A 14,407-nucleotide genomic window follows, 5' to 3' on the forward strand; every position below is an offset into this window, starting at 1 on the left:
TCGAGCGGTGGTCCGTTGCCGACGCCATCGTCGCCGTGATCGGCGCCGGTTTCGCCGTCGTCGGCGCGCTGGTGCTGATCCGGACCGGCATCGACAGTTCCTGGTTCCGGCCGGTGGAAGAGGTGGCCGACGTGCCGCACACGCCGCTGCTCGGCGCCCTCGAGGTGGGCGGAGGTGTGCTGCTCATGCTGGCCGCGGCCTCCCGCAGCCGGGCCCTCCCTGCCATCTGCGGCCTCGGCCTCGCCGTGGCCGGTGCCCTGGCCGCCATCGAGAACGACGAGATCGTCCGGGAGTTGGCGCTCGAAGAGCGCTGGGCCTGGTTCCTCGCCGGCACCGGGCTCCTGGTCATGATCGTGTCCCTGGTGCCGCCCCGACGTCGTCGGGTGGAGCGGTTGGTGGAAAGTTAAGCCCGCCCTCCCATCGTTCCCCCCCGGCAACGAGCCCCCGGGTAGCCCTGTGGCTGCCCGGGGGCTTTCATCATCCGCCACACGCGCGCAACGCGCGTGCAAAATCACGCGATGCAGTCGCCAGACGCGGCCCGCCAGCACCTCCGGGGGACGTTCTTCGCGGTCGCGCTGCTGTTCCTCACCATCACGCTGGCCGTCGTGATCGGCGCCGTGCTGGTGCTGGGCGTGGGCGCCGACCCGTCGGACGGGGCGATCCAGACCGTCGCCCGGAGCTCGGTGCCGCCCGGGAAGTCGCCCACCCCGACGACTGCGACGCCCGCCACGACATCGGCGCCGACCACGACCACGACCGAGGCGCCCACCACGACCGCCGCGTTGTGCATCGGTGACTCGGTGATGCTGGCCGCCTCGCCGCAGTACTACGACACCCTCGCCATGTGCGGCACCGTCGACGCGACGGTGAGCCGGGCGTGGTCGTCGGCGGCGTCGACGGTGCAGGGCCGCTCGCTGCCCGACCGGGTGGTGCTCCACCTGGGCACCAACGGCTACACGGACGCCGGCGAGATCGACGCCGTGCTGTCGCAGCTGCAGGACGTGAAGCGGGTGGTCCTGGTGAACGTGCAGCTCAACGGCACCCGTCGCTGGGAGGGTTCGGTGAACGGCGAGATCTCGGCGGCCGCCGCCCGCTGGCCCAACGTCCGCCTGGCCGACTGGAAGGCGGCGTCGGACGGCCACCGCGAGTACTTCCGGGGCGACAACATCCACCCCAGCCAGGCAGGCGCGCTCGCCTACGCCGGGGTCATCGCCGCCGCCCTGTGACTGTTACGGAGAAATGACGGCTTTCACGTTGTCGTCACACTGAGTGACTGCGAGACTGCTCCGGACCAAGAGCCGAGCCGCCAGGCGAGGCGTGGCCCGAGCGGCCCGGCGCCGCAGGCGCCAAGAGCGGGTGGTTCGACGCATGGTTTGACCTCTCGGCGGCGGAGCGCCGAGGACTGGCAGACGTGAGTTGCCTGGCGGACCCGCTGAAGCTGGGAACTGGGTGGGAGGACCTCGTTGGACTTCGAGCAGACAGAGGGCGGGCCGTCGCGCGACTGGACGACCCCCAGGTTGCTGGCGCTGGCGGGCACCCTCGCCGTGGCCGTCACGCTGGCCGCGGCGCTGGTCGTCCGGGGTGGTCCCTGGGGCGGGGAGCCCGACCTCGTCGCCAGCACCAAGCGTGAGGAGCCGACGACCACGGAGGCACCGACCACCACATCGTCGTCATCTTCGAGCACGACCACCACGGCGCCGCCTCCGCCCACCACTGCGGCCCCCACCACGTCGGTCGCCCCCGTGCCCCCGCCGCCACCGACTGTGGAACCGGCCCCCGCCGAAGCACCGGCCCCTGCCGCCGCGGCGCCGCCCGACGTGGGTGGCACCGGCGCCCTGTGTGTCGGCGACTCGATCATGCTGAGCGGCTCGTCGCAGTACTACGGCACGCTCGACATGTGCGCCTCGATCGACGCCAAGGTCGGGCGGCAGATGTCGGCCGGGGCCTCCACGGTCGCCGCCCACGCCCCCTACCCGTCGACGGTGATCGTGGGCCTGGGCACCAACGGCTACACGAACGCCGGCGAGATCGACGCCGTGCTGAGCCTGCTGTCGGGCGTGCCCCGGGTGGTGCTGGTGACCGTGCAGCTCAACGGCACCCGGGCCTGGGAGTCGTCGGTGAACGGCGAGCTGTGGGCCGCGTCCGGCCGCTGGGCCAACGTGAAGGTTGCCGACTGGTACGGCGCCTCGTCGGGCCACCCCGGGTACTTCGGCGGCGACAGCATCCACCTCAGCTCGTCCGGCGCCCAAGCGTACGCAGGAGTGGTCGCCTCGGCGCTTTAACCTCCGGGCGGTGTTCGTCGTCGTCAGAGTGCTGGCCGTCCTGCTGGGCACAGGGGTGGTGCTCGCCATGCTGGCGTCGGCCGTGAAGACCGTGGTGATGCCGCGGGCCGAGCCGGCGCAGCTCACCCGCTGGGTGTTCGTCGGCGTGCGCAAGCCGTTCGACGTGCGGCTGCGGAAGCTCGGCGAGTGGCACGACGCCGACCGGCTGATGGCCCGGTACGCCCCCTTCGCCCTGGTCATGCTCCCCGGGGTGTGGATGGCCATCCTCGTGTTCGGGTTCGTGCCGATCTACTGGGGCCTGGGGCTCGGCTGGCGCGATGCCGTGATGCAGTCCGGTTCGTCGGCCCTGACGCTCGGGTTCGCCACCGACACCCACGGCTCCTACCTGGCCACCACCTTCGTGGAGGCGACCCTGGGGCTCGGCCTGATCGCCCTGCTGATCAGCTTCCTGCCCAGCATCTACGGGCAGTTCTCGCACCGTGAGGTGCTGGTGTCGCAGCTCGACACGTGGGCCGGCACGCCGCCCAGCCCGGTAGGGCTGTTCCGCCGGGCCAACACCATCGGCTGGATGGGCCAGCTCGACGACTTCTGGGCCGACTGGGAGCGCTGGTTCGCCGAGATCGAGGAGTCGCACACGTCGTTCCAGGCGCTGCCGTTCTTCCGCAGCACCCGGCCCCAGCGGTCGTGGATCACCGCGGCCGGGGCGGTGCTCGACGGCGCGGCGCTGCGGGCGTCGACCCTCGACCTGCCGCCGTCGTGGCGGGCCCAGCTGTGCCTGCGGTCCGGCTACCTGGCGCTGCGCGGCATCGCGTCGACGTTCGACATCGCCTACGACGACGCGCCCGATCCGTCCGACCCCATCTCGATCACCCGCGACGAGTACGACGAGGTGGTCGACGAGCTGGTGGCCCTCGGCATCGCCGTGAAGCCCGACCGCGACCAGGCGTGGCGCGACTTCGCCGGCTGGCGGGTGAACTACGACCTGCCGCTGCTGGCGCTGTGCGGCCTGGTCATGGCGCCGGTGGCGCCGTGGTCGTCGGACCGCAGCGTCAACTACCGGGTCCGGGTGGTCACCATGCCTCGGCGCCGAAACGGCCGGCCGCCGGGCACGCCGTCGTAGCTAGCGTCCACGTGGTCCCCCGGGAACAGGTGGCCGAGGTCGTCGAGGCCAACGCCCGGGAGTGGGTGGCGCTGGCGGGGGAGCACGGCGACCGGTTCGGACTGCGCCCGAGCGACGACCGCTGGTCGGGGCTGGAGAACGTCAGCCGGCTTGGTCCTGGTCCTCGGGGTTGACCAGGTGGCGCTCGATGGTGGCGCCCGTCTCGCCGAAGCCCTTCACCGTGATGCGGTCGTAGGCCACCAGGAGGCGGGTGTCCCCGTCGAAGTAGAGGACCGTCGCCGTCAGTGGGTGGGGTTCCTCGTCCTGCAGGCCCCGTAGCCCCGCGCCGCCCGTCGACCCCTCGGTGAACAGCAGGGTCTCCTCCGGCTCGTCCTCGTCGATCTGCTCCTCGCCCTCGCTCGCGTTCTGGACGGTGGTGGTGGAGGCCGAGGGCGGGTCGATCACCGACCGCCCCTGCTTGTGGGTGTGGCCCGCCAGCACCAGCGGCACCTCGCCGCCCAGGTCGGCGGCGACGCGGCTGTCGTGCACCATCACCAGGTCGACCGCCGGCGGGGTGTCCTCGGCGAAGGCCTCGGCCACGTCGGGGGCGAACGCCTCGGCCTGCTCCTGCTCGGAATCGCCACCGACGTGGCTCTCCTGGTCCTTGTTGGGCGTGTAGCGGGGGTCGCCGATGCCCCAGATGCGCAGGCCGGCGACCGTCTCGGCGTCGCCGTCGAGCACGACCGTGTTGGGCAGGGCGGCCATGGCGTTCTGCGTGCGCGGGGAGTCGTGGTTGCCCCGGACCCACACGTAGGGGACGTCGAGGTCGCCGATCTCCTCGAACATCCGCGTCTCGGGCTGGGTGCCCCAGTCGGTGATGTCGCCGGTGTCGACCACGGCGTCGACGTCGAACTGCTCGGTCACCTGGTCGATCACGTCGAACGCCTGGATGTTGAGGTGGATGTCGCTCACGTGGAGGAGCCGGACGGTGCCGTCGTCGGGCTCGAACGTGGGCAGGTTCTCGGCCGCCAGGTACAGGGTGACCACGTTGCCGACCAGGTCGCTCAGCTGCGCCCGGTACTCGCCGTAGCGCTCGATGATCGACTCGACGTCGCCCACGGCGGCGGGCGCCTGGCGCAGGAGCCCGGTGTACCGGGGCTCGGCCACCGCGTTGGCGTCGAACGTGGCCGCGGTGCCGGCACCCAGCGAGGCGACCAGCAGCAGCCCGACCGCGCCGCCGCGCAACCCCGAGCGCCAGTTGGCCCGGGCGAGGAGGGCGCCCGCCACCCCGCCGAGCAGGGCGACGAGGGCGCAGCGCCAGGCGAGGCGGGTGAGCGCGCGGCTCACGTCGTCGGCCACGTCGTCGCCGAGCCGGTCGATCCGCTCGGGGTTCTCGGCGATCCGCTCCGCCTCCTGCAGGCCGATCTGGTCGACCCGCAGGTCGAGCGCCATCGGCCAGTCGTGGGTGTCGAGCACGATCGTGCCCAGCGGTGCCAGGCGGACGGTGGTGTCGCTGCTCAGCGCGGGCCGGGCCGCGACGGTGGCGTCGAACGGGCCGATGTGGGCGCCCACCCGGCCGGCGATCACCACCGCCAGCACTGCGCCGCCCAGCGTGAAGGCCAGGCTGCGCAGGCGGGGGCGCCAGCGTTCCCAGCGCTCGCCCTGGCCCGACGGCCGCGGCAGGCGCTGTGCGAGCCCCCGGAGTCGCCGGAGCGGACCCGGCGGCTCGGGCCGCTGTCGCTCGACGCTCGTGGTCCCAGCCATGCCCTAAGGATTGCCCCGTTCCGACGCGATCCAAATAACCCCCGAAATCACGCTCTTCGCGTTGACTCGACCACCCTCCGCTGGGAGGTTCTCCACCCACGGAGCGGGCACGGCGAAGTCGGCGGAACGGCGGAGGACAGCGGACAATGGGTACCAGTTTGGGGCGGCGGCGTCCCCAACAGCGGCATGCCGTCATCCTCGCGGGCGGGAAGGGCGTGCGGCTGCGGCCGTACACCACCTGCCTGCCGAAGCCGCTCGTGCCGCTGGGCGACGAGTGCGCCATCCTCGAAGTGGTGCTCCGGCAGCTCGCCCGGGCGGGTGTCGGCTCGGTGAGCATCGCCATCGGGCACCTCGGCCAGCTCATCCGGGCGGTCGTGGGCGACGGCCACCGCTGGGGGCTCGAGGTCGACTGGTGGGAGGAGGACAGCCCGCTCGGCACGGTCGGGCCGCTGGTGCAGCACCGCGACGAGCTGCCCGCCGACTTCCTGGTGATGAACGGCGACATCCTCACCGACCTCCCCTTCGGCGAGGTGCTCGACCGCCACCTGGCGGCCCGGGCCGACGTCACCGTCGCCGCCTACAGCCGGACGATCCAGATCGACTTCGGGGTGCTGGAGCTGACCGCCGGCGACGACAGCATCGTCGGGTTCCGGGAGAAGCCGACGCTCGACTACACGGTCAGCATGGGCGTCTACGGCCTGGCCCGGCGGGTGCTCGACCGCTTCGAGCCGGGCCTGCCGCTGGGTTTCGACGACCTCCTGCTCGACCAGCTGGCGTCCGGCACGCCGCCGCAGTCGTTCCCGTACGAAGGGTTCTGGCTCGACATCGGCCGCCCCGAGGACTACGACCGCGCCAACGAGGAGTTCCCCCTCCTCCGCTCGGCGCTGATCCCCGAATGACGGCCCACATGACCGTCGTGGGCGGCCGGGGGTGGCTCGGACGGGCCATCGTCGCCGAGGCCCGCCGGCAGCGGATGACCGTCACCGTGGTGTCCCGGTCGGCCGGCCCCGGCGCCGTGGCCGTCGACCCCGACGACACGTCGTCGCTGGCCACCGCCCTCGCCCGGTCCGACGTCGTCGTCAACGCCGCCGGCAACTACCGCCTCGACGACGCCAAGGCGGCCACCGTCGCCAACTACGAGCTGCCCAACCGGCTCGGCTGGCTGGCGGCCCGGTCGAGCTGGCGGCTGGTCCACCTCGGGTCGGCCGCCGAGTACGGGCCCAACGCGGCCGGTCCCACGCCGGTCGACGAGGACCAGCGCTGCCTGCCCCGCTCCATCTACGGAACCACCAAGCTGGCGGGCTCGCTCGCCGTGCTGCGCTGGCGGGAGCAGGGTGCCCAGGCGCTGGTCGCCCGGGTCTTCAACGTGGTCGACGCCGACCTGCCCACCGAGAACCCCTTCTACGGCATCGCCGCCCAGGTGCGCGAAGCGGTGCGGGTCCCCGGCGCTGGCGGGGAAGTGGGCATCGGTGACCCGTTCACCACCCGTGACCTGAGCCGGCGGTCGACGATCGCCGCCGCCGTCGTGGCGCTGGCCACCTGCGACGCCGACGTGCCGCCGATCGTCAACGTGTGCTCGGGCCGACCCACCGCCTTCGGTGAGCTGGCCGAGGCCATGGGCCGGCTGTTGGGCGTGCGCGTCGCCGTGCGCGACCTGGGCTGGCCCCGCGGCGGTCGGATCGTGGGCGACCCCGCCCGGCTGCGCGAGCTCGTCGGATTCCCCTACGTCGACCGGCTGCCCGACCTGGCCCGGTCCATCCTCGGCGGCCCGCCCGCGCCGTCGATCCCTCGCTCGCAATCGGCTGGAGAGCTCTCGTGAGAATCATCGTTCCCCTCGTCGCCGCGCTCGCCCTGCTGGGCCTGCCGGCCGCGCCGCCCGCTGCGGCGCAGACCCCGCCGACCGGGCGCTCCGTCGATCTCAAGGTGCTGGTGGTGTCGGTGGGCGATCGCGCCAGCGACCCCGGCCTCGACCTGATGGCCCGCACGATGGACCAGGTCGGCGTGCCCTACGACGTGCTCGACGCGTCGACCACGCCGCTGACCGACGCCTACCTCCGCACCGGCGACCGGGGCCACTACAACGGCATCGTCCTCACCCAGGCCGACCTCTACACGCCGAACGGCAGCGGGTTCACCCTCGAGGAGTGGCAGCGCCTGCACACCTACGAGCGCGACTTCCGGGTGCGCGAGTCGGTCGTCGCCGGGTTCCCCGCCACCGATCCGGGCCACGACCTCGACTACGGCATGGCGGGCGCCGGGGCCCAGGCCGCCGGGGTCGGACGGTGGGTGTCGCCGGCCGGCACCGGTCGACTGTTCGCCTACGTGAACACCGCCAACACGCTGACCATCCCCGAGTTCGGGTTCTGGGGTGCGCCCCAGGTGGGCCAGCCGGGGCGGCCCACGGTCACGCCGCTGCTGGTCGACGACGGCGTCCCCGACCACGTGTACGTGTCGAAGCTCGACTACGCCGACGGTCGCGAGGTGCTGCTGTCGACGGTCGGCAACGCCTGGTTCCGGCTGCACAGCAACGTGCTCGCCTACCAGTTCCTCGACTTCGCCACGAGCGGCGTGTTCCTCGGCGGCCGCTTCGTGTCGCTGTCGACCCACACCGACGACATGTTCCTCGCCGACGACCTGTGGGACCCGGTCGCCAACCAGACCAACCCGGCCACCAGCTACCGGATCACCCCCGCGGACCTCGACAACGTGGTCGCCCAGCAGGCGGCCTTCCGGGCCGAGCACCCGCTGGCCGCCGGCTGGCAGGTCGAGCTCCCCTACAACGGCATCGGTGCCAAGGGCTGGACGCCCAACCCCCGGGTGGTCCGCAACGCGGCCGACGACGCCATGCTCGTGTCGGGCTCCCTGTGGAGCTACGGGCGGGCCACCAGCCTGACCGTGTCCCGCAGCGGCAACAGCGAGCGCCGGGCGATCGTGCGGGCCGCCGACGTGTCGGCGCCGCCCGCGCCGCCCGCCGACCGGGTCGACCGCGTCCTCCTGCGGTTGGTGGTGAGCAACGCCCTGGCCCAGCCGCTGGCCGTGCAGGTGTGCCCGCTCACCCAGACCTGGACCGAGGGCAACGGCAACGGCGGCCTGCTCGACCTGGGCCCGCCCACCTGGAGCTCCCGGGCCTCGTTCACCTCGTGGGCCACGTCCGGCGGCAGCGTCGACGCCTCGGCGTGCCTGACCCGCCAGCTCACCGGCCCCGGCGTCAACGAGCTCGACATCACCCCGATCTGGCAGGCGTGGGCGTCCGGCGCCCGCCCCAACCACGGCGTGCTCATCCGGGCGACCGCCAACGGCACGGCCACCTTCGCCAGCGCCGAGAACGGCACGGCCGCCAACCGGCCCACGCTCCAGTTCGAGACGTCGTCGAAGCCCGAGCCGCTGACCGCCAAGGTCCTCGAGGTGAAGGACCAGTTCGGCTGGATCAACCACACCTACGCCGCGCTGCAGATGGACCGGCTCTGCCCCGACCCCGACGAGCCGCAGCCGGCCGAGTGCCCGGTCACCGACTACGCCACGGCCCACGACGACATCGCCCGCAACCGGGTGACGTGGACCGAGCTGGGCCTGCCCGGCTACCAGGAGGGCCTGCCCTACCTGCTCAGCGACTCGCACGCCGGGCTGCACGACCGGCGTGGCACCGAGGAGGACCCGTCCGACGACGTGCCCTTCCCGCAGGGCGCCAACCCGAACTTCATGCAGGCGGCCCAGGACCTGGGCGTGAGGTACATCGCCGCCGACTCGTCCCGGCCCAACCAGGACCGTGAGCAGCGGGTCCCCGGGTTCGACCTGGTCGTGCTGCCCCGGTACCCCACGAACGTCTACGTCAACGCCACCACCCCGGCCGAGGACCTCGACGAGTACAACTGGCTCTACTACGAGCGCCACGTGGCGGCGGGCAACGACCCCTGCACCATCCCCGGTGCGATCTGCTCGCCCAAGACCTACGACCAGCTGCTGGCCGCCGAGGCCGACACCACGGTGAGCCACATGCTGTCCGGCAAGGAGTGGCCGCACTACTTCCACCAGTCGAACCTGCGGAACTACGGCGGCGGCCGCACCCTGCAGACCGACTGGATGGACGCGGTCATGACCCGCTACGAGCAGCTGTTCACGCTGCCGGTGCGCACGCCGCAGGCCCACGAGCTCGGTCCTGCGGCGCTCGACCGGATCGTCGCCCGCGAGCAGGCCGTGCGCGGCTGGCTCGACATCGACACACAGATCGTGACGCTGGTGGCCAACGGAACCGCCCGCCCGTTGGTCACCGGCGTCACGGGTGGCACGCCGTACGGCGGTCAGTCGATCGCCAAGGTCACGGTGGACCCGACGCCCCGCACCTTCGCAGTCGATCCGTCGAGTGCCGGCTGACCACCCACCCACCCCGGCCGGATCAGTCGCAGGTCTCCCGCCAGGGGTCGAGCTCCAGCCGCTTGCGGATCGAGCTCAGCCCGAGACGACGCGACTCGGCGCAGAACTCGTCGGTCTCGAGGTCGTACTCGGCGTGGAACACGGGCTTGTCGAGGTCGAGGAAGGGCTGCAGCTTGTGGCACTCGTCGAACTCGGCGCACTGCTCGACCACCGAGAAGTCGAACAGCCCGGCCAGCTCGGCGACCTGGTCGAGGTCGTTCTTCAGTCCGATGGCCAGGCCCCGCTCGTGGGCCATGCCGGCCAGCAACCGGTTGTAGCGGAGCTGCTCGTCGGCGCTGATGTCGAACCCGGTGTCCTGCTGGAAGCTGTCCATCCAGTCGGGCTCGACGGCGTCGTAGCCCTTGTCGCGGCACAGGTCGAAGCGGGCGGCCATCAGCGGTTCGAGCACGTCGAGCCGGCGGATGTCGAGCCAGCGCTCGTCGGGCCAGCCCTCCACGGCGCCGCCCTTCACCTCGGCGGGGAAGTCGCCGGCGTCGGGGCGGTAGGGCTCCCATGAGCCGGCCGAGAGGTAGCAGATCACCTTCCGGCCCTGGTCGTGGAGGGCCTGGATGGTGGCGTTCGGCGTGGCCCACAGGTCGACGTCGAACACCTCGGCGTCGACCGACTGGTCGATCGCCTCGCCGTCGAGCTGCCACTGCCACGAGAGGCCCTTCGTCGGGCGCCACCAGGTGCCCTCCGTGGGTGGGGTCGGCGGGTGGACCGCCGGGGTGGGTGTCGTCCTCTCCACAGGTTCTGCCTCCTCGTCGTCACCCGAGCACGCCGCCGTCGACGCGGCCAGCGCCAGCGTGGCCAGCCCGCCCCACCACGCGAGTCGTGCCGGCATGTCGATGACCTTCCCGTCGGTGCTGGAACCGGAGCCAGCCGTGGCGCCGCCGCTACGCCTGGTCCGGCAGGAGAATGTAGGCCGTCCCGACGTGGTGCTGGTCACGGAGGGGACGTACCCGCACGCCCACGGTGGCGTGAGCGTGTGGTGCGACCAGCTGGTGAAGGGCCTGCCCGAGCAGGCGTTCCGGCTGGTGGCGCTGACGGCCTTCGGCTACCAGCGCCCGGTCTGGGACCTGCCGACCCACGCCGAGGACCTGGTGACGGTGGGGCTGTGGGACCGGCGCCGCCGGCGCGTCCGCTCGTCGACCGCGGCGCCGTTGGCCCGGGAGCTGGCGGCGCTGCTGGCCGCTCCGGCCGACGACGTGGCGCGCTTCGGTCGCTTCGTCGACGACGTCGCCGGGCTCGACGGGGCCGAGGTGATGCGGCAGCTGGCCTTCGGGCCCCTGGCGACCGCGCTCGACCAGGAGCTGGACCGCCCTCGGGGCCACGCCGAGGCCATGCGGGGCGCCCGGGCGTCGGACCTGGTGCAGGTGGCCGGGATGCTGGAGCACCTGCTGCGGCCGCTCGGCATCGACCCGGGGCCGGCGCCGGTGTACCACGCCTCGTCGAACGGGCTCGCCGCGCTCGTGTGCCTGGTGGCCCAGCGGCGCCACGGCGCCCGGTTCCTGCTCACCGAGCACGGCATCTACCTGCGGGAGCGCTACCTGGAGCTGCGGCGGCTGCCTATGGCCCGGCCGGCGAAGGCGCTCCTGGTGCGGTTCCACCGGCTGGTCAGCGCGCTGGCCTACGCCGATGCCGACACCGTCGCCCCCGGCAGCGAGTGGAACCGGCGCTGGGAGACCCGCCACGGTGCCCCGTCGTCGCGGGTGCGGCGGGTCTACAACGGCATCGACCCGCGCGAGTTCGCGGGGCGTGACGTCGAGCCCGCCGAGCCGGTGGTGGCCTGGCTGGGGCGCATCGACCCGATCAAGGACCTGGAGACGCTGATCGAGGCGTTCGCCGTGGTCAACAAGGTGCGGCCCGACGCCCGGCTGCGCCTGTACGGGCGCACGCCGGCAGGGAACGAGGCCTACCGGGCCCGGCTCGACGAGCTGGTCGCGCAGCTGGGGCTCGACGGGGTCGTCACGTTCGAGGGCGGTGTCGCCGAGTCGGCCGACGCCTACCGGGACGCCCAGCTGGGGGTGCTGAGCTCGATCTCGGAGGGCTTCCCGTACTCGCTGATCGAGGCCATGGCGTGCGGTCTCCCGGCCGTGGCGACCGGGGTCGGCGGGGTGTCGGAGGCGGTGGACGACACCGGGATCGTCGTGCCGCCCCGGGCGCCCGAGCTGTTCGGCCAGGCGGTGCTGGAGCTGCTGGGCGACGGGGATCGGCGCCGGCGCCTGGGCGCCCTGGCCCGGGAGCGGGTGCTGGGGCACTTCACGCTCGACGGCTGCCTCGACGCCTACCGCCGCCTGTACGCGGAGCTGCGGGCCGGCACCCCCGTCCGAAACTTGCACCGTGGCGCACGGAATCCGTGCGTTCCCGTGCACATCTCGCTGGAGCGCGGGGATCGTGACGAGCTGACCGCGGCGCTGGGCGGGGCCGACGCCCTGGCCCAGGCGGTCGACGCCGACGACGTGGCCGCCACCCTGGAGTCGGTCGGCGTGACCGACGACGTCGCCGCCACCCGGTTCGGCGCCCCCGACGTGTTCGCCCTGGCCGAGCGGATGTGGTCCTACGCCACGATGCTGCGCCGGGCCGGGCGCATCTTCCACAGCACCCCGGCGCCGCCCCGCCCCCCGCAGACGCCGTCGCCCCAGCCGGACGGCGCCTTCACCCGAGGGCTGGCCTACGTGCTGCCGGCGGTGGTGGTGGCGGCGGCGACCCGGGCCGGTGCCGACCAGGTCGCCCTGGTGGCGGCCAGCGTCCTGGGCTGGGGCCTGGCCCAGGCGGGCGGCGTCCTCGCCTACACCACCTACTACCGGGCGCCCAAGGGGCAGGGCCTGGTCGCCCTGCGCCGCGGCGTCCAGGCGTCGGTGCTGCTCGCGCTGGTGACGGCCGGCGCGGTCGCCGCCGCGCGTGGGCCGGCCTCCGGCGTCGCCTTCGCGCTCCCGTTGCTGCACCTCGTCGCCGCCTCCGTGTTGGTGCTGGCCGGCCGCACCCGCCTGCTGCTCGCTCTGCTGATGCCGGTCGCCGTGCTGTCGGCCGTGGTGGTGGTCCACCCCGACGCCCTGGGTGCCGACGTCGTCGCTCCGGCCGCCCTCGCCACCGTCACCACCACCCTGGCCCTGGTCACCTGGTGCCTGCGGGGACCGGGCGGGGCGCGGGCGTCGGCGGTGTTGGAGCGGGCCGACTGGGTGCTGGCGGTGCCGCTGGCGCTGTGCGGCTGGCTGACCGCCGGGTTCGCCCTGCTGGCGGTGGGCGCGGTCGGGCACCTGCCGGGGTTCGCGCTGGTGGGCAGCAACCACTGGCTGGTCGTGGCGGCGCCGCTGTGGCTGATGGTGGCCGCGGGGGAGTGGTTGCTGCTGTCGCTGCGGCGGGCGCTGGCCGTCGATCTCGAAGCCGCTTCCGGGCTGCCCGCCTTCCGTTCCGCTGCCGCTCGGGTGGTCGGCGGCTGGCTGGGGCGGGGACTGGCGGGCCTGGCGTTGGCCGTCGCCGCCGGTACCGCCGGGCTGGCCGGGTCGTCGGAGCTGCCGTGGCCGGTGGCGTCGAGCGCCGCCGCCGTGTTCGCCCTGGTCGCCGCGGCGCTGTTCGGCGCCACCGTGCTGACCGCCGCCGCCCGGATCGGCTCGGTGATGGCCGCGATGGCCCTGGCCGTCGTCGCCCTCGCCTGGGTGACCGCCGGCTCGCAGAACCCCTTCGGCCTGGGCGACCACACGGTCTCGCTGGGCGTCGGCGGCCTGGTCGCCGCCGGGCTGTGCCTGCGGGCCCGCCTCGTCCTGCTCGACCCCGAGACCCACCGCTAACTCCCCCGATCCCCCCTGGAGGAACACGACATGTTGCAGGCAGTCACCGGCGCCGACGGGTTCGTCGGCTCGCACCTGGTCGAGGCGCTGGTGCGCCGCGGTCAGCGGGTGCGGGCCCTGGCGCTCTACAACTCGCAGGGCTCGTGGGGGTGGCTCGACACCCTGCCGCCCGACGTGCTCGACCAGGTGGAGGTCGTCCTCGGCGACGTCCGCGACACCGAGCAGATGGCCGGTTTCTGCGACGAGGTCGACACCGTGTTCCACCTCGCCGCGCTGATCGCCATCCCGTACTCGTACGTGGCACCCCGGTCGTACATCGAGACCAACGTGGCCGGCACCCTCAACATGCTGGAGGGCGTGCGGCGGGCGGGTGTGCGGCGGCTGGTGCACACGTCGACCTCCGAGGTCTTCGGCACGGCGCTGCGGGTGCCGATCGACGAGACGCACCCGCTGCAGGGCCAGTCGCCGTACTCGGCCTCGAAGATCGCCGCCGACACCCTGGTCGAGTCGTTCTACCGGTCGTTCGGGGTGCCGGCGGTGACGCTGCGGCCGTTCAACACCTACGGCCCCCGCCAGTCGGCCCGGGCGGTGATCCCGACGGTGGTGGCGCAGATCGCCGCCGGACAGCGGCGCGTCACCCTCGGTGCACTGGAGCCGACCCGCGACTTCAACTTCGTGACCGACACGGTGGCCGCGTTCCTGGCGGTCGGGTCGGCTTCGGACGACGTGGTGGGCCAGGCCTTCAACGCCGGCTCGGGGCGCGAGGTGTCGATCGGCGAGCTGGTGCGGACGATCGCCTACGTGATGGGCGTCGAGGTGGAGGTGGTGGCCGACCCGGGCCGCCTGCGTCCGGCCGACTCCGAGGTCATGCGGCTGCTGGCCGACGCCGCCAAGCTGCACGAGGCGACGGGGTGGAAGCCCGCCACCCGGCTGGAGGACGGCCTGGCCCGCACCGCCGACTGGTTCCGCGAGCCCGCCAACCTGGCCCGCTACCGCACCGCCCGCTACACGATCTGAGGCTCGACCCGGGGGTGCCCCGGCGCGGAGGTTCGGCCACCTAG

12 protein-coding genes are annotated in these 14,407 nt (G+C 73.3%); 10 read left to right on the forward strand and 2 right to left on the reverse strand.

The window, feature by feature from the left end; all coding sequences use genetic code 11:
• The 5 genes from VK611_21985 to VK611_22005 all read left to right on the forward strand — a co-directional run.
• The coding region (locus VK611_21985) for a hypothetical protein (protein HMG44018.1) at positions 1-407 on the forward strand (407 nt) is incomplete at its 5' end.
• A 111-nt stretch (positions 408-518) separates the two neighbouring features.
• The gene (locus VK611_21990; protein HMG44019.1) at positions 519-1,226 is read left to right on the forward strand and encodes a hypothetical protein; all 708 of its coding nucleotides are present in this window, start codon (positions 519-521) and stop codon (positions 1,224-1,226) included.
• Between the two features lie 237 nt (positions 1,227-1,463).
• Positions 1,464-2,282, forward strand: coding sequence for a hypothetical protein (locus VK611_21995; protein ID HMG44020.1), 819 nt, complete (start codon positions 1,464-1,466; stop codon positions 2,280-2,282).
• Positions 2,283-2,292: 10 nt separating this feature from the next.
• Entirely contained in the window at positions 2,293-3,402 is a 1,110-nt protein-coding gene (locus tag VK611_22000; protein ID HMG44021.1) for a hypothetical protein, read from the forward strand.
• Between the two features lie 11 nt (positions 3,403-3,413).
• Entirely contained in the window at positions 3,414-3,575 is a 162-nt protein-coding gene (locus VK611_22005) for a hypothetical protein (protein HMG44022.1), read from the forward strand.
• Here VK611_22005 and VK611_22010 read toward each other — a convergent pair.
• A complete protein-coding gene (locus VK611_22010; protein ID HMG44023.1) occupies positions 3,544-5,145 on the reverse strand; it encodes a metallophosphoesterase in 1,602 nt (533 codons plus the stop codon). The genes VK611_22005 and VK611_22010 overlap by 32 nt on opposite strands.
• Before the next feature lie 146 nt (positions 5,146-5,291).
• Here VK611_22010 and VK611_22015 point away from each other — a divergent pair, with 146 nt between their 5' ends.
• The 3 genes from VK611_22015 to VK611_22025 are packed head-to-tail and all read left to right on the forward strand — an operon-like array spanning position 5,292 to position 9,516.
• Complete coding sequence (locus VK611_22015) at positions 5,292-6,044, forward strand: sugar phosphate nucleotidyltransferase (GenBank protein ID HMG44024.1); 753 nt, start codon at positions 5,292-5,294, stop codon at positions 6,042-6,044.
• Positions 6,045-6,052: 8 nt separating this feature from the next.
• The gene (locus VK611_22020; protein ID HMG44025.1) at positions 6,053-6,964 is read left to right on the forward strand and encodes an NAD(P)-dependent oxidoreductase; all 912 of its coding nucleotides are present in this window, start codon (positions 6,053-6,055) and stop codon (positions 6,962-6,964) included.
• Positions 6,961-9,516 carry a DNRLRE domain-containing protein gene (locus VK611_22025; protein HMG44026.1) on the forward strand — a complete coding sequence of 852 codons (2,556 nt, stop codon included), beginning with the start codon at positions 6,961-6,963 and terminating at the stop codon, positions 9,514-9,516. Before VK611_22020 ends, VK611_22025 begins: the two co-directional genes overlap by 4 nt.
• 22 nt (positions 9,517-9,538) lie before the next feature.
• Here the strand turns inward: VK611_22025 and VK611_22030 are convergent, their stop codons facing one another.
• Positions 9,539-10,399: an endo alpha-1,4 polygalactosaminidase gene (locus tag VK611_22030; protein HMG44027.1), complete on the reverse strand. Its 861-nt coding sequence runs from the start codon at positions 10,397-10,399 to the stop codon at positions 9,539-9,541.
• On the opposite strand from VK611_22030, the gene pelF reads away from it, so the two are divergent.
• Together pelF and VK611_22040 are read left to right on the forward strand one after the other, a co-directional pair.
• Entirely contained in the window at positions 10,398-13,346 is a 2,949-nt protein-coding gene (gene pelF / locus VK611_22035) for a GT4 family glycosyltransferase PelF (GenBank protein HMG44028.1), read from the forward strand. The genes VK611_22030 and pelF overlap by 2 nt on opposite strands.
• Before the next feature lie 30 nt (positions 13,347-13,376).
• Positions 13,377-14,363: a GDP-mannose 4,6-dehydratase gene (locus VK611_22040; protein ID HMG44029.1), complete on the forward strand. Its 987-nt coding sequence runs from the start codon at positions 13,377-13,379 to the stop codon at positions 14,361-14,363.
• Positions 14,364-14,407: the final 44 nt, after the last annotated feature.

The organism is Acidimicrobiales bacterium (genome assembly GCA_035316325.1).
Taxonomy (GTDB): domain Bacteria; phylum Actinomycetota; class Acidimicrobiia; order Acidimicrobiales; family VFJN01; genus DASXTK01.

Coding starts and splice junctions, on each gene's coding strand:
- VK611_21990 (HMG44019.1), top strand. CDS start 519: ATGCAGTCGCCAGACGCGGCCCGCCAGCACCTCCGGGGGACGTTCTTC.
- VK611_22010 (HMG44023.1), bottom strand. CDS start 5,145: ATGGCTGGGACCACGAGCGTCGAGCGACAGCGGCCCGAGCCGCCGGGT.
- VK611_22015 (HMG44024.1), top strand. CDS start 5,292: ATGGGTACCAGTTTGGGGCGGCGGCGTCCCCAACAGCGGCATGCCGTC.
- VK611_22020 (HMG44025.1), top strand. CDS start 6,053: ATGACCGTCGTGGGCGGCCGGGGGTGGCTCGGACGGGCCATCGTCGCC.
- pelF (HMG44028.1), top strand. CDS start 10,398: ATGTCGATGACCTTCCCGTCGGTGCTGGAACCGGAGCCAGCCGTGGCG.
- VK611_22030 (HMG44027.1), bottom strand. CDS start 10,399: ATGCCGGCACGACTCGCGTGGTGGGGCGGGCTGGCCACGCTGGCGCTG.
- VK611_22040 (HMG44029.1), top strand. CDS start 13,377: ATGTTGCAGGCAGTCACCGGCGCCGACGGGTTCGTCGGCTCGCACCTG.